Annotated in this window: 23 protein-coding genes and 1 other RNA gene; 17 read left to right on the top strand and 7 right to left on the bottom strand. The window is 38.2% G+C overall.

Going from position 1 to position 23,653, the window contains the following annotated elements:
- Nucleotides 1-77 precede the first annotated feature (77 nt).
- Genes racE through cbpB form a run of 4 tightly spaced genes read left to right on the top strand, consistent with a single transcriptional unit; the run spans nt 78 to nt 2,531 of the window.
- A complete protein-coding gene (racE, locus tag HMPREF9707_RS04005) occupies nt 78-926 on the top strand; it encodes a glutamate racemase (protein ID WP_006701426.1) in 849 nt (282 codons plus the stop codon).
- Nucleotides 901-1,521, top strand: coding sequence for an XTP/dITP diphosphatase (locus tag HMPREF9707_RS04000; protein WP_006701425.1), 621 nt, complete (start codon nt 901-903; stop codon nt 1,519-1,521). Before racE ends, HMPREF9707_RS04000 begins: the two co-directional genes overlap by 26 nt.
- Entirely contained in the window at nt 1,502-2,029 is a 528-nt protein-coding gene (locus HMPREF9707_RS03995; protein ID WP_006701424.1) for a YfcE family phosphodiesterase, read from the top strand. Before HMPREF9707_RS04000 ends, HMPREF9707_RS03995 begins: the two co-directional genes overlap by 20 nt.
- Before the next feature lies 1 nt (nt 2,030).
- The gene (gene cbpB / locus HMPREF9707_RS03990; RefSeq protein ID WP_006701423.1) at nt 2,031-2,531 is read left to right on the top strand and encodes a cyclic-di-AMP-binding protein CbpB; all 501 of its coding nucleotides are present in this window, start codon (nt 2,031-2,033) and stop codon (nt 2,529-2,531) included.
- On the opposite strand, the gene HMPREF9707_RS03985 is transcribed toward cbpB, so the two are convergent.
- Nucleotides 2,528-3,403 (bottom strand): mechanosensitive ion channel family protein, encoded by an 876-nt coding sequence (locus HMPREF9707_RS03985; RefSeq protein WP_006701422.1) that lies wholly within the window; start codon nt 3,401-3,403, stop codon nt 2,528-2,530. The two genes, cbpB and HMPREF9707_RS03985, sit on opposite strands and share 4 nt — an antisense overlap.
- A 134-nt stretch (nt 3,404-3,537) precedes the next feature.
- Here HMPREF9707_RS03985 and HMPREF9707_RS03980 point away from each other — a divergent pair, with 134 nt between their 5' ends.
- The 3 genes from HMPREF9707_RS03980 to ccpA all read left to right on the top strand — a co-directional run bounded on the left by HMPREF9707_RS03980 (nt 3,538) and on the right by ccpA (nt 5,837).
- Complete coding sequence (locus HMPREF9707_RS03980) at nt 3,538-4,110, top strand: DUF948 domain-containing protein (protein WP_006701421.1); 573 nt, start codon at nt 3,538-3,540, stop codon at nt 4,108-4,110.
- Between the two features lie 24 nt (nt 4,111-4,134).
- Nucleotides 4,135-4,683, top strand: coding sequence for a YtxH domain-containing protein (locus tag HMPREF9707_RS03975; RefSeq protein ID WP_006701420.1), 549 nt, complete (start codon nt 4,135-4,137; stop codon nt 4,681-4,683).
- A gap of 155 nt (nt 4,684-4,838) precedes the next feature.
- The gene (gene ccpA, locus HMPREF9707_RS03970; protein ID WP_006701419.1) at nt 4,839-5,837 is read left to right on the top strand and encodes a catabolite control protein A; all 999 of its coding nucleotides are present in this window, start codon (nt 4,839-4,841) and stop codon (nt 5,835-5,837) included.
- 99 nt (nt 5,838-5,936) lie between these two features.
- Here the strand turns inward: ccpA and HMPREF9707_RS03965 are convergent, their stop codons facing one another.
- Entirely contained in the window at nt 5,937-8,882 is a 2,946-nt protein-coding gene (locus HMPREF9707_RS03965; RefSeq protein ID WP_006701418.1) for a transglycosylase domain-containing protein, read from the bottom strand.
- Nucleotides 8,883-9,076: 194 nt separating this feature from the next.
- On the opposite strand from HMPREF9707_RS03965, the gene HMPREF9707_RS03960 reads away from it, so the two are divergent.
- Nucleotides 9,077-9,979: a diacylglycerol/lipid kinase family protein gene (locus tag HMPREF9707_RS03960; RefSeq protein ID WP_006701417.1), complete on the top strand. Its 903-nt coding sequence runs from the start codon at nt 9,077-9,079 to the stop codon at nt 9,977-9,979.
- On the opposite strand, the gene HMPREF9707_RS03955 is transcribed toward HMPREF9707_RS03960, so the two are convergent.
- Nucleotides 9,957-10,946, bottom strand: a complete 990-nt coding sequence (locus tag HMPREF9707_RS03955; protein ID WP_006701416.1) for a hypothetical protein — start codon at nt 10,944-10,946, stop codon at nt 9,957-9,959. The two genes, HMPREF9707_RS03960 and HMPREF9707_RS03955, sit on opposite strands and share 23 nt — an antisense overlap.
- A 37-nt stretch (nt 10,947-10,983) precedes the next feature.
- On the opposite strand from HMPREF9707_RS03955, the gene HMPREF9707_RS03950 reads away from it, so the two are divergent.
- Nucleotides 10,984-11,430 (top strand): ribonuclease HI family protein, encoded by a 447-nt coding sequence (locus HMPREF9707_RS03950; RefSeq protein ID WP_006701415.1) that lies wholly within the window; start codon nt 10,984-10,986, stop codon nt 11,428-11,430.
- Here the strand turns inward: HMPREF9707_RS03950 and HMPREF9707_RS03945 are convergent.
- The 3 genes from HMPREF9707_RS03945 to gpsB form a co-directional block, all read right to left on the bottom strand.
- Entirely contained in the window at nt 11,394-12,539 is a 1,146-nt protein-coding gene (locus HMPREF9707_RS03945; RefSeq protein WP_006701414.1) for a THUMP domain-containing class I SAM-dependent RNA methyltransferase, read from the bottom strand. The two genes, HMPREF9707_RS03950 and HMPREF9707_RS03945, sit on opposite strands and share 37 nt — an antisense overlap.
- Before the next feature lie 65 nt (nt 12,540-12,604).
- An RNA gene (rnpB, locus tag HMPREF9707_RS08730) (RNase P RNA component class B) lies at nt 12,605-12,967 on the bottom strand.
- A 15-nt stretch (nt 12,968-12,982) separates the two neighbouring features.
- Nucleotides 12,983-13,339, bottom strand: coding sequence for a cell division regulator GpsB (gpsB, locus tag HMPREF9707_RS03940; protein WP_006701413.1), 357 nt, complete (start codon nt 13,337-13,339; stop codon nt 12,983-12,985).
- 244 nt (nt 13,340-13,583) lie between these two features.
- On the opposite strand from gpsB, the gene HMPREF9707_RS03935 reads away from it, so the two are divergent.
- The 7 genes from HMPREF9707_RS03935 to dtd all read left to right on the top strand — a co-directional run bounded on the left by HMPREF9707_RS03935 (nt 13,584) and on the right by dtd (nt 20,325).
- On the top strand, nt 13,584-14,636 hold the full coding sequence (locus HMPREF9707_RS03935; RefSeq protein ID WP_006701261.1) for an IS30 family transposase: 1,053 nt from the start codon (nt 13,584-13,586) through the stop codon (nt 14,634-14,636).
- A gap of 150 nt (nt 14,637-14,786) precedes the next feature.
- Nucleotides 14,787-15,245 carry a hypothetical protein gene (locus HMPREF9707_RS03930; protein WP_006701412.1) on the top strand — a complete coding sequence of 153 codons (459 nt, stop codon included), beginning with the start codon at nt 14,787-14,789 and terminating at the stop codon, nt 15,243-15,245.
- Nucleotides 15,246-15,310: 65 nt separating this feature from the next.
- On the top strand, nt 15,311-16,213 hold the full coding sequence (locus HMPREF9707_RS03925; protein WP_006701411.1) for a 50S ribosomal protein L11 methyltransferase: 903 nt from the start codon (nt 15,311-15,313) through the stop codon (nt 16,211-16,213).
- 6 nt (nt 16,214-16,219) lie between these two features.
- On the top strand, nt 16,220-16,963 hold the full coding sequence (locus tag HMPREF9707_RS03920) for a 16S rRNA (uracil(1498)-N(3))-methyltransferase (RefSeq protein WP_006701410.1): 744 nt from the start codon (nt 16,220-16,222) through the stop codon (nt 16,961-16,963).
- 16 nt (nt 16,964-16,979) lie between these two features.
- Nucleotides 16,980-17,624, top strand: a complete 645-nt coding sequence (gene deoC / locus HMPREF9707_RS03915) for a deoxyribose-phosphate aldolase (RefSeq protein WP_006701409.1) — start codon at nt 16,980-16,982, stop codon at nt 17,622-17,624.
- A 97-nt stretch (nt 17,625-17,721) separates the two neighbouring features.
- Nucleotides 17,722-19,860, top strand: a complete 2,139-nt coding sequence (locus tag HMPREF9707_RS03910; protein WP_051007505.1) for a RelA/SpoT family protein — start codon at nt 17,722-17,724, stop codon at nt 19,858-19,860.
- A gap of 12 nt (nt 19,861-19,872) precedes the next feature.
- Nucleotides 19,873-20,325 (top strand): D-aminoacyl-tRNA deacylase, encoded by a 453-nt coding sequence (gene dtd / locus HMPREF9707_RS03905; protein ID WP_006701407.1) that lies wholly within the window; start codon nt 19,873-19,875, stop codon nt 20,323-20,325.
- A gap of 278 nt (nt 20,326-20,603) precedes the next feature.
- On the opposite strand, the gene HMPREF9707_RS03900 is transcribed toward dtd, so the two are convergent.
- A complete protein-coding gene (locus HMPREF9707_RS03900; RefSeq protein ID WP_006701406.1) occupies nt 20,604-21,776 on the bottom strand; it encodes an IS256-like element IS1542 family transposase in 1,173 nt (390 codons plus the stop codon).
- A gap of 129 nt (nt 21,777-21,905) precedes the next feature.
- Here HMPREF9707_RS03900 and HMPREF9707_RS09075 point away from each other — a divergent pair.
- Nucleotides 21,906-23,653, top strand: a 1,748-nt coding sequence (locus HMPREF9707_RS09075) for a YSIRK-type signal peptide-containing protein (protein ID WP_006701405.1), incomplete at its 3' end; no start/stop codon positions are given.

Raw genomic sequence — 23,653 nt, 5'->3', positions numbered from 1 at the left:
AAACCTCGAATTTTATTCGAGGTTTTTCTAATCTTATAGTATAATTTAATTAAGAATAAAAGGAACTAGGTGATGAAATGAGGAACCTGCCAATTGGCGTGATTGATTCAGGATACGGTGGTTTAACCGTAGTGAAGGAACTTTTACGTCAGTTACCCAATGAATCGATTATCTACTTGGGCGATAGTGCAAGAGCGCCCTATGGACCCCAATCGTCAGAGGACGTCCGAAAATATATCCACCAATTAACTCATTTTCTACTAAACCAAGGAATAAAAATGTTAGTCATCGCCTGTAATACTGGAACAGCAGCGGCATTGGAAACAATCCGAAGTCAAGTGTCAATACCGGTAGTCGGTGTTATTCATGCGGGAGCGAGAGCCGCAATTAAAATGACCCACTCGGGTCGCATAGGTGTGATTGGAACAGAAGGTACTATTAAGAGTGAAATGTATGCCAAAGTGATGCGTAATAAAAATATGGATTTAGAACTTTTTAGTATTGCCTGCCCGGAATTTGTAACGATTGTCGAAGATAATGCGATGGATCAACCTTCGACGTTTCAAGTGATTGAGCAACGACTTCAGCCGTTTAAAGAGGCGCAGGTTGATACTTTAGTACTAGGTTGTACGCATTATCCGCATCTCTACGATCAAATTCAAGAGGTAATGGGAGAAGATACGACTTTAATTGACTCTGGTGTAGAGACAATTAATGAAGTGAGTATGGTCCTTGATTATTTTAATATTAGTAAGACCACTCACGATGCATTGGATCATCCGGCCACTTTACGTATTTATACCACGGGAAATGCAGAACAATTTACCCACTTTTCACGTGTTTGGTTACAAGATTCAACGATTGAAGTGAAACCATGCCATATTAAAGGAGACATTATTTGTGAAGATTATTATTGCGAGCCATAATGAGCACAAAATTAAAGAATTTATTCCATTACTTGAACCGTTTGGCTTTGAGGTAACGTCATTACTTGAATTAAACGATCATCAAGAAATTATTGAAGATGGGGATACCTTTGAAGCGAATGCTTTGATTAAAGCTAAGTCAATCGCTGAAAAATATCAAGCCTATGCTTTAGCTGATGATTCAGGGTTAGTTGTGCCAGCGATTGGGAATGAGCCTGGAATATATAGCGCTCGATACAGTGGTGAGCCTAAAGATGACCACCGAAATAATCTTAAATTATTGGAACGAATGACAGGATTAGAAGGTGATCAACGCAAGGCTTATTTCGTCTCACACCTAGTTGTTTATGCGCCGAACGGAGCCTATTTATCCGTTGAAGGAAAGGCTGAAGGACTGATACTTGAAGTACTGCAAGGGGATGAAGGGTTTGGTTATGACCCGCTCTTTTACTATCCGCCTGCGAAACAAACCTTTGCGCAAATGCCACTTTATGAAAAAAATAAGGTGAGTCATCGCCGCCGTGCGATTGATCAATTACAACAATCATTACCTACATGGTTAGAAGGAGTTCAAGATGAAACTACTGGTTCTTAGTGATAATCATGGACAGTATGATTATGTTAAATCGCTAATCGCTAAATATCGACCGAATGTTGATTATATTATTCATTGTGGAGACTCTGAATTCCGTCCCGATGATCCAATCTGGCAATCCGTGGATGTCGTTGTAAAAGGAAATATGGATTTTTATCCAGACTATCCTGATCAAGAAGTTTTAGAAACCCCTTATGGGAAACTATTTATCACTCATGGGCATTTGTATCAAGTGAATTGGTCTGATGAAGGATTGCGTCATTCCGCAAATCAAGTCGGCGCTTCAATCGTCTTACATGGTCACACGCATTGTTTGAGGGTGACTCGCTATTCAGATTGTACATTGATTAATCCAGGAAGTGTGAGTCGATCTCGGGGGGCATATCCAACTTCAACTTATGCGCTCATCACGTTGAATGAAATTGGAGTTATTGTAGATTATTACAGTTTGAAGCATGAAAAAATAAAAGAATTATCACAACAATTTGAATGGAATGAGGGAGAATAATTTGATTAATCAAGCTTTAGCAAAGTTAATTATGAACGATGTGGATGACTTTTTAATTTCTAGTGAAGATGTTGCCAGTGTTTATCAGGAACATTCGTTAATTACCGCATTGATGATTTTAACCAATCGCAAGTATTCAACGATCCCTGTACTTAATAATAAAGACCAACTTGTAGGATTAATCAATTTAAGAGTCATTGTTAACGAAGCCTTAAAAAATCAAAATTTTGATTTATTGGTGCTCAATGATATTCAAGTTAAAGATATCGAATTAGTAAAACCAATTATGATTCACCGCAATTCTTCGTTTGAATACATTCTATCTCAACTTGTTACAGATAATTTCTTATGTCTTGTGGATGATAATCAGACTTTCCTAGGGATTGTGACCCGACGTAATTTGTTATCTCGTTTAAATCATTTACTTCATTCGAAGGATTTAACATTGACAGATCAACAAATTGAAAAAATTAAAAAGACAGCATCCCAGCTTGCCGATTAAATATCGGTAGCTGGAATGGTGTCGTAAATTGAGTAAGGGATATGGTATTGATGTGCTTGAAGAGCGCGAAAATATTCACGGTAGAAAATACCTGAATGGACATAATCCTCTCCTACTTGAACGCGAATCGAGATTCGATAATTAAAAGATTGCCCTTCGCCTCGAACGAGACCAATATAAGTAGGCTCATCAGTAATGACGCTATTATAGTTTTGACAAATCTCCTCGGTTGTCTGGTGAATAACAGATTCAAAAGCTGAGAGATCATTCAAATCACTGACGGGTAAGTCGATGTTAATTTGGCGAATACTGCGGCTCATATTATTAATTATTGATATTTCACTGTTTTCAATATAATAATTATCCCCAGTAGCGGTCCGAATGGTTGACGTTCGGATTCCGATTTTTGTAACCGTCCCCATAATCTCTTGGTTAATTACAACTAAATCACCAATCTCCATTTGATTCTCGAATAAGATAAAGAACCCCGTAATAAATGAACTGATTAAGTCTTTGGCACCAAGACCGATTGCTACCCCCGCAATTCCAGCTCCTGCTACCAATGTTCGAACAGGCAGACCTAGTAAATCAAGAATGGTATAAGCATAGATAAAGTAGAGCGAATACATAAAAAGATTTCGCAAAATACTGTTGATCGTCCGAATACGACTAATTGAACGTGATCGATTGAGACTAATTTTTTGGATTAAGTTCTCGTTCATTAATTTATTAATCACGTAGCGAGCAATCAACATTAGCAATGTACAAGCAATCATTGAAGAAATAATTATAATCAAATCAATTGAATGTTCGGATAATTGTTCAGGCAGACGACTGCGAAGAACGGATTCGAAGTAGTTAAATAAGTTCAAAATAGTGCTCCTTTCATACTATTTACTTCTTCAGTGTACCATACTGACGGATGAAATGTCGGTAAGAATTATTTGTAGTTGAAAGTAAATCAATGTATAATAAATACAAACAGTGAAAAGAGGTGAAGTATAGCGTGTCATTAGGTGGATTAGCAGGACTAATTGCTGCAATCTCTTTTGCAGTGCTAGTTGCATTTATTTGTCTCAATTTGTCAAAAGTAGCGGATGTGATTAAAGAAGTCAGTGTAACGGTCAATAAGTTAAATAATACGATTGATATTGTTACTAAAGACGTTGATAATTTATCGATTGAAGTCGAAGGGCTATTGAATAAGACAAATGCATTGGTAGATGATGTTGGTGGTAAATTAAACAAAACAGACCCTTTATTCACTGCCATTGGTGACTTGGGTGAGACAGTTTCTGAGGTTAATGATTCAACTAAAGCGATGGCATCGAATTTTTTAAGTGGTGCAAGTTTTAGAAAGAAAAAGCCCAATACACTCAGTCGAATTGCTCGAATTGCCAAGCCAACGATAAATCGTAAACGAACTTATGCGACCGACTATTCAAGAAAGGGACAGCCGGTTAAACAACAGCCAATACGTTCGACAGAACATTACTGGACTCAAGAAGAGAACGATTTATTTAATTTAACGGATAAACAACCGTCTAAAACAGCGGGCGAAGTTGTTATTAAAAAATAATTAAATTCTAAAGGGGGATTATTCATGAGAAAATCAAACAATGATGGACAATTTGTATTAGGAGCAGTATTTGGTGCTGCTGTAGCAGGTATTGCAGCTTTATTATTCGCTCCTAAATCAGGGGCAGAATTACGTCAAGATATCTCAGACGAATTTGATGAGTTCTTAATCAAAGCAGAGGGATACAAAGATTACGCAATGGATCGCGGTGCAGATCTAATGGATCAAGCAGCTGAGATGAGAGATGATGTTGAACTTCAAATTCGTGAAACAGCGTATGATGTAAGACATTCATTTGACCAAGCAATGGACAAAGCTGAAGATAAGTGGGAAGACGTTAAATCTGATGCCAAAGATGTAGCAGAAGAAGCGAAAAAAGAAGCTAAGGCTGCAGGTCAAGAACTTGAATCTGAAGCAAAAGAAACTAAAGATAAAGTCGAAGCTGGTGCTAAACAAGCTGAAAAAGAAGCTAAGCACTTAGCAGATGAAACAAAAGATGCAGCAAAAGACTTAAAAGACTCAGCTAAAGAATCTGCTGATAAAGTTCAAAAAGCTGCCAAGGACGCTAAATAATTCGATTGAAAGTTGAATTAAGAAATGCTCACCAAATGTGAGCATTTTTTCTATGAAAATAAATGAAAAGATATCGCAAAAGGGAATTAAGCGCTTGCAACCCTTTGGGTTTTATGCTACATTGGATATGTTAGAATGAAAGAGGTGATGCCGGCATGGCGAAACAAACTATTACAATTTATGATGTTGCAAGAGAAGCGGGTGTGTCCATGGCTACGGTTTCACGTGTAGTTAACGGAAACCCAAATGTTAAACCAAGTACCCGTAAGAAAGTTTCAGATGTAATCGAGAAATTAAATTATCGTCCAAATGCAGTCGCACGAGGATTAGCAAGTAAGAAGACGACGACGGTTGGCGTTATTTTGCCGAGCGTTACCAATTTGTTCTTCGCGCAACTCGCTCGAGGAATTGATGATATTGCGTTGATGTATAAGTATAACATTATCTTAGCGAACTCTGATGAAAGTAAAGAAAAAGAAATTCAAGTCTTCAATACCATGTTAGATAATCAAGTAGATGGGATTGTCTTTATGGCGGAGAATGTGACCGATTCAATTAAACGTGAGATTGAACGGACCAATACACCAGTGGTATTTGCTGGAACAGCGAATGACATTGAAGACGCGTATAGTGTAAATATCGATATGATTGCTGCTTATCATGATGCAACATCGAACCTGTTAACTCATAAGAAGCGAGTCGCACTTGTAACGGGGCGCCCACATATCTTATTATCAACTCAACAAGTTGAGGGGTATAAACGTGCGTTATCCGAGCATCAAGTGGACTTTGATGATTCATTATTAATTCAAGGTTCATTGACTTATAAAGATGCAAGTAATATTGTGGAGCAACTGTTGCAAGCGAAAGCCGATGCAGCGATTATTAAAGATGATGCACTTGCTTCGGCAGTGATGTCTGAATTATTAGATCGTGGTATTCAAGTTCCTGAAGACTTTGAAATTATCTCCAATGACAATTCATTAATCTCTGAAATTGTTCGCCCAGCCTTATCAAGTATTCAACAGCCACTCTATGATATTGGAGCTGTGGCAATGCGTCTGTTGACGAAAGTTATGAATAATGAGGAAGTCGACGAGAGAAGGGTGAACTTACCACATAAAATTAAGCATCGTAAGACAACAGAAGAATAAATCAATTTGATAATAAAAGGTTGATGGAAATGTATCCATCAACCTTATTTTATTGTAAAAAAACCGCCCCAATTTTGGGGCGTTAATGTGGTTAAATGCCTATTGATCATTACTTGAAGTAACTTCAGAGACTTCTTCTGAAGCTTCTTGAGTTGTTTCTTCATCATCTTCAGTCGTCGTTTCTTGTTGTTGCTGTTGTTGTCTTAACTTATACTCTAGGCTGGCTTGTTGTGACCAGAATGAATATTGTTCTTCTTCTGTCGCCCCGAATAAGAAGTTACTTGTTAAGGGTGGGGCAGGGTTGGTAATCTTGAAGAGTTCACTCTTCAGTGGTCCAGATAGATTATAAGTTTGACCGTTAACGATGGTTGTTCCAGGTAGTGTGCCGGTAAGTTCAACGATTTCTTGTTGGATAACCGATTCAGGTTGCTGGAAGGTTTGCTCTGTACCAAAGATTTCAGGGCGTAAATTGTAAAGATCATTAACAATCTTAGCCCAATAAATTTGGCTTCGAACGGATTCTAATCCGAATCCATCATTTACATCAATCGTATAGTCTTGATATCTTGAATCATAGCCAATCCAAGAACCAATGGTTACTTTAGGAGTCGAACCGAGAACCCAAATATCTTTTGAGTGCTCACTAATTCCGGTTTTCATAATCCAGTCTGCAGTAAAGGCAAGATTTTCATTGGCTGTGCGTCCTGTCCCTTGAGACAAGGTGTCTCGTAACATATCAACCATTAAATAATTGGTATCTTCGCTGAAGACATCTTTAGCCGGCGTATCTTGTTGGAAAATCACATTACCAAACGCATCTTCAATTCGTTCAATAAAGTATCCTTCAATATACTTACCCCCATTAGCAAAGGTCGTAAAGGCCCGAGTTTCTTCGAAGACGGTCGGTCCAGTAGTGACTCCTCCAATGGAGAAGGCTAAGTTTTGTGTATCTTCATAAGTGTAACTATCGACGGTGTTGAAGCCCATTTGCGATAAGTAGTCAATAATTGGCACACCACGTTGGATTAGGTCGTTGTAGACTCGAATCGCAGGTAAGTTGTCGGAACGCAGTAAGGCTCTACGAACCGTAATATTCGTATTACTAATCGCATTACCATAGTTAGTTGGAGCCCAGTAGCTGCCATCTTCGTATTCTTCGATAAAGGCTGTATCGGGTACAACGGTGGCTGGATTAATTAAATTATTTTCAATCGCCGGTCCGTAAACTGCCAGCGGCTTAATGGTTGAACCTGGTGAACGTCGCATTCCGAAAGCATGGTCAATCTGGTTATTTTCAAAGTCTGTTCCGGCAACAAAGCCTAAGACTTTACCGGTAGCATTTTCAATCACAACCATTCCAGTTTGAACAGATTCAACATAGTAAGTCTCATGGCCAGTCTCAGGATCAGTATAGATACTGTCATAGGTAACACCAATTTGGTCGTTATAGGCTTGAGCAGAGACTTGCAGTTGATCATAAATTTCTCGGTCAATGGTTGAATAGACTTTATAACCACCGAGTTGCAATTGTTTTTCAGCCTCAAAGTAATACTCATTATACCAATCATCATCTTGATAGACTTCTTGCCAAGATAGATTATCGGCTTGAATCTTCATTAGCATTAATTTCTCAATTGCACCTTTCATAATGGTGTTATAGAGATAGGACTGACGTTCTTCTTGACGCGGAACCATCGGTAAGAAGTCTTTCGTAATATCGTAATGCTTAGCTTCTTCGTATTGTTCCTTAGTAATCTTTTGTTCACGGTACATCCGGAATAAAACTTCATGCATGCGATCAATGCCGTCGGTTAGATCTTCACGCAAATGACCATATTGGTTATATGGCGTATAGCTATAAGGAGCTTGAGGTAATCCCACTAAGAAGGCTGCTTGGGGAAGGGTAACCTCACTTGGCTTGACTCCGAAAATACCTTCTGCGGCTTTACCAATTCCCGCAATATTATCACCATTGTTGTTTCGCCCAAAGGAAGCAACGTTGAGATAAGCGGTTAAGATTTCATCTTTCGAGAAGTAATTCTCAACGCGTAAAGCTAATAGAATCTCATTGGCTTTCCGGAAGAAAGTAACCTCATCGGTTAGTAATTGTTGTTTCACTAATTGTTGAGTTAAGGTAGATCCTCCGGTGCCTGATCCTTTGAGCAGATTTTCAATGGTCGCTCGGATAATTGCTTTAGGAACAACGCCAGGATGCTCTCTAAAATGTTCGTCTTCTGTGGCAATCAATCCATCGATAATAAATGGTGAGATATCATCTAGTTCTGTAATAGAGCGTACAATATCCGTTCGTACATTGGCTATCGGTTCGCCGCTCGCATAGTACAACGTACTCTGCTGCTCTAAGTGGTTAATCTTAGCGGTCATTTCCTCACGACTTGGTGGGGGCGTATCTGCGACGAGGTTCGCAAAGTAACCAATACCGATACCACCGACAAGGGCCCCACCTAATAAAAGGATTACGAGAGCGATGAGTAATAATTTTCCTAATACACCTAAAATAATATTTAAGATCATCTGGCTTTTTTCTTTGGCAGTATATTGGCTTAATGAATAATTAGATGGACCAGTATCTTTTGAGCTAGTTTTTGATCTTGAGCGAACTTTCTTCTTTTGAGAATCATTAGAGGATTCTTCAGACCTAGTCTGAGAAGTAGGGCGCTTAAACCAACTTTCTAAAGAAGGACGAGCTTTTTTGCGGTTTCGCCGAGATGGGAGCTCCGTTGTTCGACGACCGTCTATGTGATGTTTCTCCGACATCGTGTTCGAGTTAGCTTGTTGTCGTTTCTCAAGATTTTGACGATGCTCAGCTTTAATCGCGTCTTGTTTATTTAATTTTTTATTGAGTGCTTTTCGATCGATGACTTTAGTTAATTCTTGATTGGTATCATTCGATTGTTTTGAAGATGAGAATTTATGGACTTGAGTCGCTTCTAAATTCTCTTTGGTTTCAGGTGCCTTATGCTTGGATTGTTTTATTTTATTTTTTGATTGAAGATTATTTTGATTCGAATCTTTTGAATCCATGCCAATATCCACCATCCTTTCGCAATAATATAAAATATTCATATTGAATACACTATGTTAGTGAATCGCACATTGTCGCCTTCAATTATACTATAAATGAAATGAGTTGAATGATAACTTGTTAAAGTGTAATCTAAATGATATATTAACAGTTTTTTTATTTTATTTCATGTTATCAATATTGGAGGAAGCTTATGTTCTCAAAAGTATTAATTGTATGTAATCCATCAGCCGGTAAAGGAGAGTCCCCAAGATATGGGGAGTTGCTTGCGAAACAATTAAAAGAACATTATAGAGCAGTCTGTCATATCAAAATTTCTCAATCCGGCGAAGATATCTATCGTGAATGTATGACGGCATCGAATCGAGGATACGATACGGTGATCTGTCTCGGGGGAGATGGCACTTTGACGCTAGCTGCGAATGGTTTGATGCAAAATTCTGAGCGTCCTATTTTTGGCTTTATCCCATTAGGAACAGCGAACGATTTAGCGCGCGCTTTGAAATTAAGCTTAAATCCAAACCAACTGATCGAACAATACTCCAATGTGAGAACACAATTTATCGATGTGGGGAGAATCAATGATGAGTACTTTATTAACGTTGTAGCACTTGGCGCGCTTCCTGATACGGTGATGAATACGTCAAGTGAAGATAAAGAGCGAATGGGCTTTATGGCTTATGTCCGAGAAGGGGTACAGACATTTTTTGATCAAGATGCAATGGAATTGCGAATTCGACCTGGTGAAGGCGAAGAATTACGACTTACAACAAATTTAGTAATTGTGGGCTTAACGAATAGTGTGGGAAGCTTCCAGCAAATGATTCCGCATGCAAAGGTAGACGATGGATTGATTCATCTTATTGCAGTTAAAGGACAAACGACACTCGATACAATCCGTGCCGCTGTAGATTATAAGCTGGATACGCCAACGCAAGAACGTTATTTAACACTATCAAGTCAAAAAATAACCATCGAACAAGTCGATGGTATGGATCGGATCGTGAATGTTGATGGCAATAGCGGACCTGTATTACCAGTTGAATTAGAGGCCCTCCCATCTGCTCTACAAGTTATTGTCCCTCAGGGGGAGTAACCCCTTGTTCGAGTAAGAATGCCGCATAGTCGTTCAAGATATGCGAAAAATGTTGCGCAGTAGTGAGATCATTTTGAATGGTGTCTGACTTAGAGGATTGGTGCTGAAATAACTGATTCAACCAGGTCGGTAAATAATCTTGCCATTCGCCTAACTTCGGATAGAAACTTCGAGCACTGTATTGAAATAAATCAAAAGTACTCTCTGCCAAATGGGGATCAAATTGATCAAAGAAGTCTTGAAAAATCTCGCATCCATGCAGATATTGAGAGCTTTCGCTGAGCATCGGTAATTTTGACGTATTGACTTCAATTCTTTCACCAAACCAGTAAAGCTCCAATTCAGTAGGAGCTTGGTTTTGGATAAACCATTCTAGGATGAATGATTTATTATAATTATCGAGAGATTCAAGTAGTAAGAGTTGTTGCATTAGCGCAGGTAAATTTTCGTGGTTTGATTGTCTCAAGTATTGCAAGATTTGTTGAAGTGATAAGTTCGTTTTTTGCGTGAATTGTTGGAAAATATCGTCAGGATTATCAGTCGATAAATTCAATGTATCGAGTATCGATTCAAGGGATTCAATTTGTCGAAATCGCTCGATCGCAAAATTAATCGACGATAAGAGCTCTGTATCAGCATAGTGGTCTTTCAAGGAATATAGGGTCAATAAAGACTGTGATCGATAAGGCATCAAAGCTTGCGACTCAATATAACTTTTCGCCAAAGAAGTTGATTGAATAAGATCATCGGTTGATGAAGGATAGTCCTGCCATAGTTGTTTGATTGCTTTGTGATCTTTTTGATCGAGATAGACTGCAACTAATTCGTTAAAAATACTCATATCGTACTGATGTTCAAGGCTTTGGCGAAGGATTGCTTCGGCTTGCGCAACTTTATGATTCATTAGTAAATTTTGACTTCGTTTTAAATCATTTTCACTAGAGTGAGGGAAAGGAATTGGATTCATAAACAACCTTTCTAATAAGAATTTAGGGGGAGACAATGTGATTCAAATATATACGGATGCTGCCTATCATCCCGTCCAAAAAACCGCAGGAATTGGGATTGTCATCGATGGCGCTCAACGCTACCAATATCAATATTATTTAACCGATGTGGATGATAATCATCAAACGGAATTTGCGGCTGCGATAATCGCAATGCATCACTTAAAGGGCATTGCATCCCCAATAGAGTTAATTCAGTATCAATCGGACAGTCAAATCGTAATTGATTCGATTCACAAGCGTTATGCTAAAAAAGAACGTTATGAACGACTTCTTGAGAATTTACTTCGGTATATTGATGCGTATTCTCTGTTCTTTGCAAAGTGGGTCAGTGAGCGAGACAATCGCTACGCCGATCAACTAGCACGGCAAGCATTGCATCAAGCGAAAGAGGCGATTCCCATTGATCAATTATGTTTACGATTTGATTGTGACCAGAATTGATAGTAAGTGACTTTAAGTGCACCGTTGTATAATTTTCTTTTCTTATTCGCGACTTGGCCATAATAAGTTTCAAAGTCATCGTCGCTGGTTAAGATATATTTACTCCAAGTCGTCAGCGGGTTTAGACGTTCACCCATCGTTCGGTACAATTCATGAACACTTTCTTCGTCCATCAAGCGGTCGCCATAAGGTGGATTGGTAATCAGTAACGCATATTCATCCGTTGGACAGAAATCATTAATTTGCATCTGCTTGAATTGAATGGATTCTCCAACACCCGCTTGATCAGCATTGGCTTTCGCAATTTCAATCATGCGATGGTCAATATCACTACCATAAAGTTGTAGCGCCACGTCGTGATTAATAGCTTGGCGTGCTTCAATACGTTGCTGTTCCCAGGGGTTTTCAGTTTGATTGAGGAGTTGCCATTTCTCAGCAGCAAAATGACGGTACAGTCCTGGCGCGATATTATGCCCCATTAATGCCGCCTCAATTAGGATTGTCCCGGAACCACACATCGGATCATATAAGGGGCGGTCAGGATACCAAGTCGTCAGTTGGATTAAGGCTGCAGCCATATTTTCTTTTAGTGGGGCGCCTCCTTTTTCTTCACGGTAGCCACGTTTAAATAAGCTTGTTCCACTCGTATCCAGTGTAATTCGGACGACGTCTTTTCGAATCGCTACTTCGATTGGGTAATAGTCTCCTGTTTCTGGCAAGAATTGTCGGCGGTGATAGTAATCTTGTAATTTCTTACTAATAGCTTTTTTAACGATCCGTTGAACGTTTGGCACACTATGCAAGGTTGATTTGATGGATTTACCACTTACGGGAAATTCGCCGTCTAGTGGGATGATATCCTCCCAAGGTAGAGCGTACGTTTGATCAAATAAGGATTCGAACGTTTTTGCTTTGAATTCACCGTATAAAATTTTGACACGGTCAGCTGTTCGTAACCATAAGTTTGTTCGAGCGATATCATGGGCGTCACCATGGAATTTAACGAGACCATTTTCAGTTTGTGTTTCGTAGCCTAGTGCTTGTAATTCTTTAGCGACTAGTCCTTCAATTCCTGCTGCAGCTGTTGCAATAAGTTGATACTGTTGCATAAGTGCCTCCTTCTCTTATTAAAAAAGACTCTGATAACCAGAGTCATTACCTATGAGTAGTAAATTTCTATAAGCCATGTTCTGTCCACCGCGAAGACATAGGAATCATCGTGATGGGATAACCATCTATCTACAAATAAATTTGTCTCTCTCGTAAGTTGAATTCCTGTTAGAGAGAGTGCCCCTACCTTTGTTTGGGTTGCTCGCTCGAGGGGTTTACCCGTTCCATTCTTATTATTTCTAATAAGACTCGTCTCTGTGGCACCTTAGAGCTGACTAAACCATCGCACTAGGCCTTAGGTTGTTTAGCTGCCGTAAGTATAAATACTCCCTTAGCTTATTATTTCACTAAGCACGAACACTACAAGCATCTCAGCTTGTGCGAGCATGGACTTTCCTCGGCTGATCCGCCGCGATTATCCGAAATTTACTATAGCTTAAAATTAAAATTTGGTTGATTGTGTATAATCAATCGTATTATCGGTATTATCTATTTTTGAACCGAAAACATGCTTTTCAAGGTTTGATAAACGTTTCAAAATATCAAAGTTGGTGACGCCGCTACCTGGTGAAGTAGGGACATTCTTTTTAGCTAAAGCAAGCTGTTTAGATAATTCATCAACTTTGCTAATTAATCGTTCATTTTCATTTTTTAAATAGGCGACATCTTTTTGGAAAGAATCGTAATCACGAATAATACTATCTAAATATTCATCAACTTCAGCGGTATTATATCCACGCATTGAGCGATTGAATTCTTTTTGTAAAATATCTTTTGCCGTTAAATTTTTTTCTGCCATGTCGATCACCTCATAATTCTTTGGACTAATATCTCTTAATTTATGGCATTTGGCCAATCATAAAGTCATAAAAATTATATCGTTATTCCTTTTAAATAGCAAATAAAAAATAAGTTCATCGATATTGGATTGCTAAACGGTGTGTTGTAAAATGAATTGCAACACTCAGTAATTTCTGAAATACAAAAAGACATGAAGATTCGTTATACTTAAATCACCACAAAATAAGCAAAGGAGAATCTTCATGTCCACAAATAATTATAACACAAATCAGAACCGATCATTTACTCATTTAGACTTTAAAGAAAGACAGCTAATAGAAAAATGGTTAAATGAAGATATTAGTAAAGCAGAGATAGGCAGACGCCTTGGACGTAACCGCTCCACAATCCATAGAGAAATTAATCGGGGCACTGTAGAACAGATCAAGCAGATTAATGGCTATAATAAGAAAGTCACTGTGTACTACTCAGATTCCGGTCAATCTGTTTATGAAAATAGACGTTTAAAGTGTGTCCGCAAAAAGATTGTTTCTTTCTCGAGCGCTTTCTTCTCTGCGCTGGAGGATGCCTTCACTAAAGGATTGTTTAAAGGTAAACAGCGGCTCTACAACATAAAGACATTTATAGCTCTTTATAGAAAAAAGCATCCTGTAGAGAATATACCAACGTTTAAAACCGTCTATTCATATATACGTCAAGGTCTTTTGTCTATCAAACCACATGACTTACCTGTCATGTATCGTCTGAAACCAAGAAAAAACCAGCATAGTAACCCTAAGGGTAAAAACAAAAGAATCCTAGGTACCAGTATCACCGATCGTCCAGAGGACGTCTTATCAAGAGAAACATTTGGACACTGGGAAGCTGATCTGGTTAAAGGGAAGAAAACGAAAAATGAACCGGCAATCATTACCTTGGTAGAGAGAAAAACACGCTATGCCATTACTAAGAAAATCAGCGACTATAAAAGTCAAACGGTTAAAAATGCCTTTGAAGAGATTCTAGCAGATAACCCTAACCTATTTGCTTCAATAACTTTTGATAATGGTTCTGAATTCTCCTTAATGTCTGAACTCAATACAGACGTATATTTTTGTCATGCCTACGCATCCTGGGAACGGGGCTCAAACGAAAACTTCAATAAACTGTTGAGGGAATTCATCCCTAAAGGAAAATCCATCCATCTTTTTTCAGAAATGGATATCGATCAAGCCACTCAGGCAATCAATAAAAGGATTAGAGAAGTGATAGGGCTACGTTCATCAGAAGAGTATTTTCAACAATGTCGTATTTAAATTTTTTCTTCTCCTAGGGGAAGAAGTAAAGAGATTTTAAGTTCATCGAATCATGTAACAGAAAGTGTTGCATTTAACTTTACAACTCAAGTGGATTGCTAAACATTCACGAGTCATTCATAATAGTATTATGATAAGCGAGGTGAAGTGATGTATAATATATATATATTGGATGTTTTAGAAGAATTAATGGAGGCAGCTTACTTTCATTGTGAGTGGGGAATTAGTTGGGTTAACAACCAAGAATTTATTACGATTCAATTTCAATACCCCTTAAAAGATGAATTGTTGCCGAACCATCCGTTTGAAACACCTGTGTATGTTTATCAATTAATTTTATATAATTCAAATGCGATTGATCAGTTGCAATTTCATCAATCTCATACGATTCCCATCGATGATAAGCAAGGGATTGCGATTGGAGAATTGTACTGTATTGTAGAATATACTCGACGGCAAGTGGCTAAGATAAGACTTCAGCTCCATGAACAGCCTTTTAGTGAGGAGCTCAACTTGATTCACTGGAATAATTGTGAGTATCAACGCCTCGTTCAGACGATGAAGCAGTCGGGTCGCTATAATCCCAAACGGGTTTATTTCCCGTATTAAAGGAGAGGGTTAAAATTAAATATTGGTATCAATACATTATCACTATTCCGCAAGGACACAATCTCTTGATTGAAGAAATCACTGATTATGCAAACGAGTTAGGTGCGAGCGGAGTCGAAGTTAAAAATGCGATCACATATATGAATACATCCGATCAAGACTGGTTTGGTGAGATTCCACTAGAACTTTCAGAGAGTCAACGCGAACAACCCATTCAACTCATCGTCTACTATGAAAAAGATGATTTTCAAGCTGAGTGGTGTGGGTGGTTGGAACAACGACTTCTTGGGGAATATGTTCTAGAAGTAGAAAAAATGCAAGAAGAAAATTGGCAACAAAATTGGATGGACTATTACGAAATTAAGCATCTAACTGATCGCTTGGTAGCTGTGCCAAAGTGGCTAAGTTATGAATGCCAACCGGGAGAACATGTGATTATATTGAACCCGGGAATGTCTTTTGGTACGGGACATCATGCAACCACTGAAACGATTACGCAAGCAATTCAATCGGTATTGCATCCCGGTGATAAAGTTATCGATGTCGGTTGTGGTACGGGTATTTTGAGTTTTGCGAGTGCGGCCTTAGGTGCGAGTGAAGTGCTCGGGTTAGACTTGGATGAAATGGCGGTAAAATCAGCTCAGGAAAATATGGCTTATCAAACCGATACAGCAATTTGTGATTTGGTACAAAGTAATCGGTTAAACTTTAAACAAAATGATTTATTGGTTGATATTGACCAACCTGCTGATCTGATTGTAGCCAATATTTTACCGCATATTCTTGTTCGAATGTTCGAAGATGCAACCCGATTACTCAGTGAGGGGGGCTACTTGATATTGGGTGGAATTCTACAAGATAAATTACCATCTATCCAAGAGGATTTAACGACGTATCCTTTTGAATGGGTAGCATCATATCCATTAAATGATTGGGTATCCATCGTATATCGTCGAATTTCGAGGTGAATTTGGATGCAACAATATTTTTATTCTGATCGATTACAGACAGGGGACCGATTTCAACTTAATCAAGATGATATGCACCATATCATTAATGTTATGCGATTAAAAAGTCAGGAGATTATTCATGTAGTTGATTCAGAGCGTCAGACGTATCGCTGTCAGCTCCAAGCACTACCGGAAAAAGAATGGGAACTTGAGGCATTAGACCAAGTTTATTTTGAACGTGAATTACCAGTTAAAGTCATTGTAGCTTGTGGTTTATCTAAAAATGATAAGCTAGATTGGATTGTTCAAAAAGCAACCGAAACAGGTATGATGGAATTTATTCCATTAGTATTAAGACGAGATGTAGTGAAATGGGAGCCCAAAAAAGCTCAAAAACGTGTTGAACGACTCCAAAAGATTGCTAAAGAAGCAGCGCAACAAAGTAAACGAGAAATAATTCCCTACGTCCATAACCTGATGACGCTACAAGAAATGACGAAGATGATCCAAGCAGATCATCGCTGGGTAATGTATGAAGATACCGCAAAAAGTGGGCAACATGGGGCATTAAAAACAGCCTTCGAATCCGTTAAATCCACTGACAGCATTATCGCTGTATTTGGTTCTGAAGGAGGATTTGATCCATCGGAGATTCAATATTTAAATGAACAAAACTACTTAAGTTGTAGTTTAGGTCCACGTATTCTCAGAGCAGAGACAGCGCCAATCTATTTATTAAGTGCTTTAAGTTATCAATTAGAATTATAAGAGAGGAAGTACCTTTATGAAATTAAATAAATTAATCGACCACACATTATTAAAAGCTGATGCAACTTCAGCACAAATTAAACAACTCTGTCAAGAAGCAAAAGACTATGACTTCAAGTCTGTCTGTGTTAATCCGGCATTTGTACCACAAGCGACTGAATTATTAAAGGGGAGTGACGTTGAAGTTTGTACCGTTATTGGGTTCCCTCTTGGAGCGAATACGACTGCAACGAAGGTTTTCGAAGCGAAAGATGCGATTGCGAATGGTGCCACTGAAGTGGATATGGTAATTAATATTAGTCAAGCGAAAGATGGACAATGGGAAGCTGTTGAAGAAGAAATTAAACAAATTGCTGAAGCTGTCAAAGGCAAAGCTGTTTTAAAAGTGATTGTTGAGACAGCGCTTTTAACAGATGAAGAAATCAAAAACGCAACGGAAGCAACTGTCAATGCGGGAGCTGATTTTGTGAAGACTTCAACTGGATTCTCAACTCGCGGTGCTAGCTTAAATGATGTTCAAATAATGAACACTGTTACTCAAGGAAGAATTGGCATCAAAGCGAGTGGTGGCGTTAGTAACCGCCAAGATGCGTTGAATATGGTTGAAGCAGGTGCGACACGAATTGGTGCTTCAAAAGGAATTCAAATTGTTAGTGAATAAAAACCCAATACAAAATATCAATCAATAGAAGGAGGCGAGCTGAGTGAGAGGTCATGATTTAAGTGCAGAAGAAGTCATCCAATTATGTAGTGAATATATGAATGAAACTAAGGTAGCTTTCATCAAAAAGGCACTCGAGTTTGCCACCCAAGCTCACGAAGGCCAGCTACGACTATCTGGAGAACCTTATATCATTCATAGTATCCAAGTTGCTGGAATTTTAGCAGAGCTACATATGGATCCGGATACGATTGCAACTGGATTCTTGCACGATGTGGTTGAAGATACAGAGATTGAACTCGATGAAATTGCGGAACGCTTTAGCGAAACAGTCGCTTTTTTAGTCGACGGGGTTACAAAGTTAGGGAAGTTGAAATTTCAAAGTAAACAGGAAGCCTTAGCTGAGAATCATCGCAAAATGTTATTAGCGATGGCAAAAGATATGCGAGTAATTATCGTGAAATTGGCTGACCGCCTTCACAATATGCGCACGATGAAATATCAAAGCCCTGAGAAACAAATTGAAAAGTCGCAAGAAGCGATTGAAATTTACGCACCGTTAGCGGATCGCCTCGGGATTAGCTCGATTAAATGGGAGCTCGAAGATATTGCGTTACGCTATATTAATAAAGACGCTTACTATGATATTGTGAAGAAAATGGACAGTAAGCGCGTCGAGCGCGAGGCTTTTATTGAAAAAACCATTCAAGATATTCAAGGTTCAATTGAAGATTTGAATATTGAAGCAGAAATTTATGGAAGACCTAAACATATTTATTCAATTTACCGAAAAATGGTTGATCAAAAGAAAGATTTCGATGATATTTATGACTTATTAGCGATTCGAGTGATTGTGCCAACCATCAAAGATTGTTACGCCGTTTTAGGTGCAGTCCATACTCGCTGGAAACCGATGCCTGGTCGATTTAAAGACTATATTGCCATGCCGAAAGCCAATATGTATCAATCAATTCACACGACAGTGATAGGTAACAATGGGAAACCGGTTGAAATTCAAATTCGTACCCATCAAATGCATGATGTTTCGGAATATGGGGTCGCAGCGCACTGGGCTTATAAAGAAGGCCGAGTCGATAAAGTCGAAGAAGATGACACAATCAAAAAGCAATTAGACTGGTTCCGTGACTTAGTAGAATTACAAGATGCGGCTCGAGATGCGAGCGAGTTTATGGATTTTGTTAAAGAAGATATCTTTAAAGACCAAGTGTATGTCTTTACGCCAAATGGGGATGTCATTGAATTACCAACCGGATCATGCCCCATTGACTTTGCTTACCACATCCATTCTGAGATTGGTAATAAGACAGTGGGCTCAAAGATTAACGGTCAAATCGTCCCGCTGGACTACAAGCTACGTAATGGTGATATTGTAGAGATTTTAACGAATCCTAATTCTAAAGGACCGAGCCGAGATTGGTTGAACTTTACTGCAACAAGTAAAGCTAAAAACCGTATCAAACGGTTCTTCAAGATGGAAGAGCGTGAGCTCAATAGCGAAATAGGGCAAGATATCTTAGAACGCGAACTCAAAGAAATTGGTAGTACCCTAAAAGTAATTACTACGAAGAAAAATGAGCAAGGGATTTTGGAGCGATTTAATTTTGCAACGATTGAAGATGTGTATGCTGCCATTGGATTAGGTGAAATCAGTGCTGCCAGCATTATAAATTATTTAGAAATTAAACCGAAAGCCAAAGAAGCTATCCTTACTCAAAAACAAGTTAAGCCCGCTACGCAAAAAAATCAACCTCGCTCTGTTCATGAGAGTGGTGTAGTCGTAGAGGGTGTTGATAATTTAATGATTCGTCTCAGCCGATGCTGTAATCCAGTACCTGGTGATGAGATTGTCGGTTATATTACGCGTGGTCGTGGTATTTCAGTTCATCGTATGGATTGTCCTAACTTAAATGCTGAAGATGATTTAGAAAATCGTCTTATTGAAGTGCATTGGGATCAAGACAGTGAGAACGAGGGAGGCTATGAAGCCAAGATTATTATTGAGGGCTTTGATCGATCAGGGCTCCTAAATGATATCTTACATGTCATTAATCATACTGTGACAAATTTAAATAGCTTTAATGGGAAAGTTAATGAAAATAACGGATCGATCGTAACGATACGGGTATTAGTGAAAAATACTCAGCAATTGGATGAGTTAATGGTCAAATTAAAAAATATTCCGAATGTTTATGAAGTTCGTCGATTATCAAATTAAAGGGTGAATAAATTGCGTATATTGATTCAAAGAAGCCTACAAAGTTCGGTTGAAGTCAATCAACAGACGAGTGGCTCGATTGATAAAGGCTTTGTCATTTTAGTTGGGGTTACCCATGATGATGACGCGTCGGATGTCGATTATTGCGTTCGAAAAATTGCCAACTTAAGATTATTCGAAGATGAAGATGGAAAGACAAATCTTTCGTTAAAAGATGTTCAAGGCGAGATATTGTCCATTAGTCAATTCAGTTTATTTGCGAATACTAAGAAAGGGAACCGACCTAGCTTTATCCGGGCTGCCCAACCGGACCATGCTAATCAACTTTACGAAGACTTTAATGAGCAATTAAGAGCGCTAGGTTTTAAAGTTGAAACGGGAGAATTTGGGGCGGATATGCAAGTGAAGATTATTAATGACGGTCCGATGACATTGTTGATTGACTCAAAGGATAAAGATTGGTAATACACATGAAATGGTGCAAACTGTCTCTTTACAGTTGATTTTTATCAACTGTAAAGAGACAGTTTTTAGTTTGATAGTAGAATAATTTATTGTTCAATAAATTTTCGTTAGTTATAAAATGAGAAATTCAAATTTCAAATATATTTATTGAAATAAAAAATATAATAAATCGAGTTCGCATATCGAGCAAAATCAATAAATTAAAATCAGCAAGCTGAATAAAAATGAGTCAAGTCCACAATCCTGTGTAAAATACTATACAATGTTTTACCGGTCACTCATTGATCAAACTTAATATATTTTCTTGTAGAACTGAGCCATTCATCATGAAGGTCCATAAGGACAGCTCCAATTAATCGATTGGCGGACGCTCGGTTGGGAAAGATACGAATAATCTTTTCTCTTCTGCGGACTTCCTGGTTCAGTCGTTCAAGAAGGTTGGTGCTTTTTAGCCGATTGTGGCCATTTCCGATGACCGTGTATTGAAAGGCATCTTCGAAGCCATTATCCAATGTTTCGCATGCTTTTGTATATTTGGACTGGTCAATATATTCACCGACTAAGGCATTCTTAGCTGTTCGAGCGAGTTCAATATCCGTAAACTTAAAGATCGCTTTTACTGCTTCTCTAAACGGTTTTGAATTCTTTTTTGGAATGGAACTGAAGATATTTCTTAAAAAATGGACCTGACATCTCTGCCAACTTGCGTTGGTAAAGGACTTACGAATCGCAGACACTAGGCCTTTATGGGCATCAGAAATGATGAGTTCTGTCCCCTGTAGACCGCGTTCTTTTAAGTAGTCAAAGAAGATGGACCATGTGTCATCACTTTCTTCATTTTGGATCATGAAGCCAATGATTTCACGATCACCCCCTTCTGTTATCCCGATCGCAATATGGCAGCTTTTAGAAAGCACTCGATGGTCCTCACGGACTTTTATGTAGAGAACATCAGTCATCAGATAAGGATAATTCGTACCTGAGAGCGAACGGTTCTGCCATTCGTTGACCATCGGGTCTAACTGTTCAGTCAGGCTAGAAACAAAAGATTTCGATACCGATTTTCCACAGAGCTTTTCAACAATCTTTGAAACTTTACGTGTCGAAACGCCTGAAACATACATCTCAAGCATTGAAGCGAGCAGTGCCTTTTCATTTCGCTGATAACGCTCAAACACCGTCGGTGAAAATTCACCATCACGTGTTCTAGGCACTTTTAATTCGAGTGTGCCCACACGAGTTGTAAAGTCTCGCTCATAATAGCCATTTCTTTGACTCTGACGACTTTCTGAACGTTCATAGTCATCGGCTTGAATATATTCTGTTCGTTGATTTTCCATCAATTGGTTGAAAACAGTGGTCAAAATATTTTTAGACACATCATCTTTAACGGAATGTTCAATAATACTTTGAACCTCTTCGTTGTTCAGTGTAAAATGTACTTGGGTCATGTAACGTCCTCCTGGGTATGTTTTTAGTGGTTAAAAACATTGTACCGTAAAAGGGCTGTTACATGGCCTTTTAACTTTTACACAATTATATGGACTTTATCTGTTTTAATAAAGGAGAAGTACTAAAGAATGAAGAAACAAACATTTTTATCAAATCGAGTTAATAAGTATTCAATACGTAAGTTTAAGTTTGGAGCTGCCTCGGTTCTTATTGGCTCATTATTATTTTTAGGAAATAATGTACAAGCGGCCGAAGAACCTGTCGAAGATACAAATATATTATTGTCTGAAAATAATATTGGTGATGAAGAAGTTAATTCTATAAAGCAAGTTGATGAAGAAAATCAAGAGCCATCAATATTTTCTGAGGAATTACCAAATGTAGAAGAAGATGGATTAGTAAATCAAGATTCTGAAGAAAATCAAGAATCATTAGCGTTTGCCCAATATTTACCAAAAACTGAAGAGGCCTCTGTGAATGCAACAAGAGGTAATATTAGTGATCAACTTAATGTTACTGCTACTCTAGATGTGAAAGATAGAGTCCATGCGGTAGGTGGAAAACATGGTGATTTAGGCTATACTAATTTCGATTTTACAGCAGAAATCCCGTTAACAGCAAAAGAGGGGGACTACTTTGACGTCTATTATGAGCCTGCATTGTCAGTGTCTCCAGTTAACCCTAATGATGTAACAAATGGGCGAGATCCAATCACCGGAATTCAACGTGGTGTTCGAGATAGAAATACTGGGGAATTGATTGCTGAGATAGAAGATTACAGAGACCAAAGCTTTATTCGCTATATTCTAACAAACTATGTTGAAAGAAAATCGAATGTTAAGATAAATCAACGTTATACTCATGCTTATGACTATGAGAATGCACCTAATAGTGGAAACTACACTGTTGGATATACAATTGGTGATAAAGAATATAAGAAAAATGTTTATATTGATTATGCGAACAATCAACCTAGTATGAAAAATGGTTATGGTGTAAGTAATGTATTGTATGAAGTGATTGATAGTCGAGATTATACGAATATTTCTTATTTTAACCCAACGTTTAATCAGTTACAATCAGGCACATACGGACTGATTTATCCTTTCAAAACTTCTGATTCAGCGATTAATCCTATGGAATTTGAAAAAGCAAAAGTAACAATTTATGAAGTGAGTGAAGGTAATAAGCTAAACGAAAGTCACTACTTTGTACCTGAAGAAGTTAATGCTGTAGATGTGACAAATGATGTTAACCTTACGTTTGATCAATCAAGCAATGGATGGCGATTTGATCTTATAAATCCTAATAAATCATACGTAGCTGTAACTAAAGGAAAAGCTAGACAACTGCTGCCAGGCGAACAAGGAGAGTTCGTAGTTGGTTCTGAAATTGGTAATGTTCATGATTACAACACAACAGCAAGAATGATAACTGGACTTGTTGTCATTGGACAGGGAGCATCAGGAGAGGGTACAGATAAACCAGGTGCATTCTTTGAAAATCATATTTATTATGATAAAGTTCTGACTTTTGAAGGAGAACTTATTCCTGAAAAGACAGAAGTAAAAGAAGTATTGAAGCAAAATGAATCTAAAGGTACTGAAGATGAAAAATTTAATACATCTCCAATTCCTGATGGATATAAATGGGTTCAAACAACACCTTCTTCAAATATGCTGAATCAAAATGTAAATGATGATGGTAGTATCGAAAACCAAAACTACATTCCAGGTGAAACGCAATATGTAACGTATTCATATGAGAAAGTGAAGCAACCGGGTCGATTCAAGGAAGCACATCATTATCACATTGTTTATGTAGATGAAGATGGTAATCCAGTGGATAAAGAAGGTAATCCAGTTGAAGCAGGTCA

Origin of the sequence: Falseniella ignava CCUG 37419, assembly GCF_000301055.1 — a bacterium.
GTDB lineage: Bacteria > Bacillota > Bacilli > Lactobacillales > Aerococcaceae > Falseniella > Falseniella ignava.
Note: the sequence above shows the minus strand (reverse complement) of the source record. Positions and strands in the feature narration are given on the sequence as shown.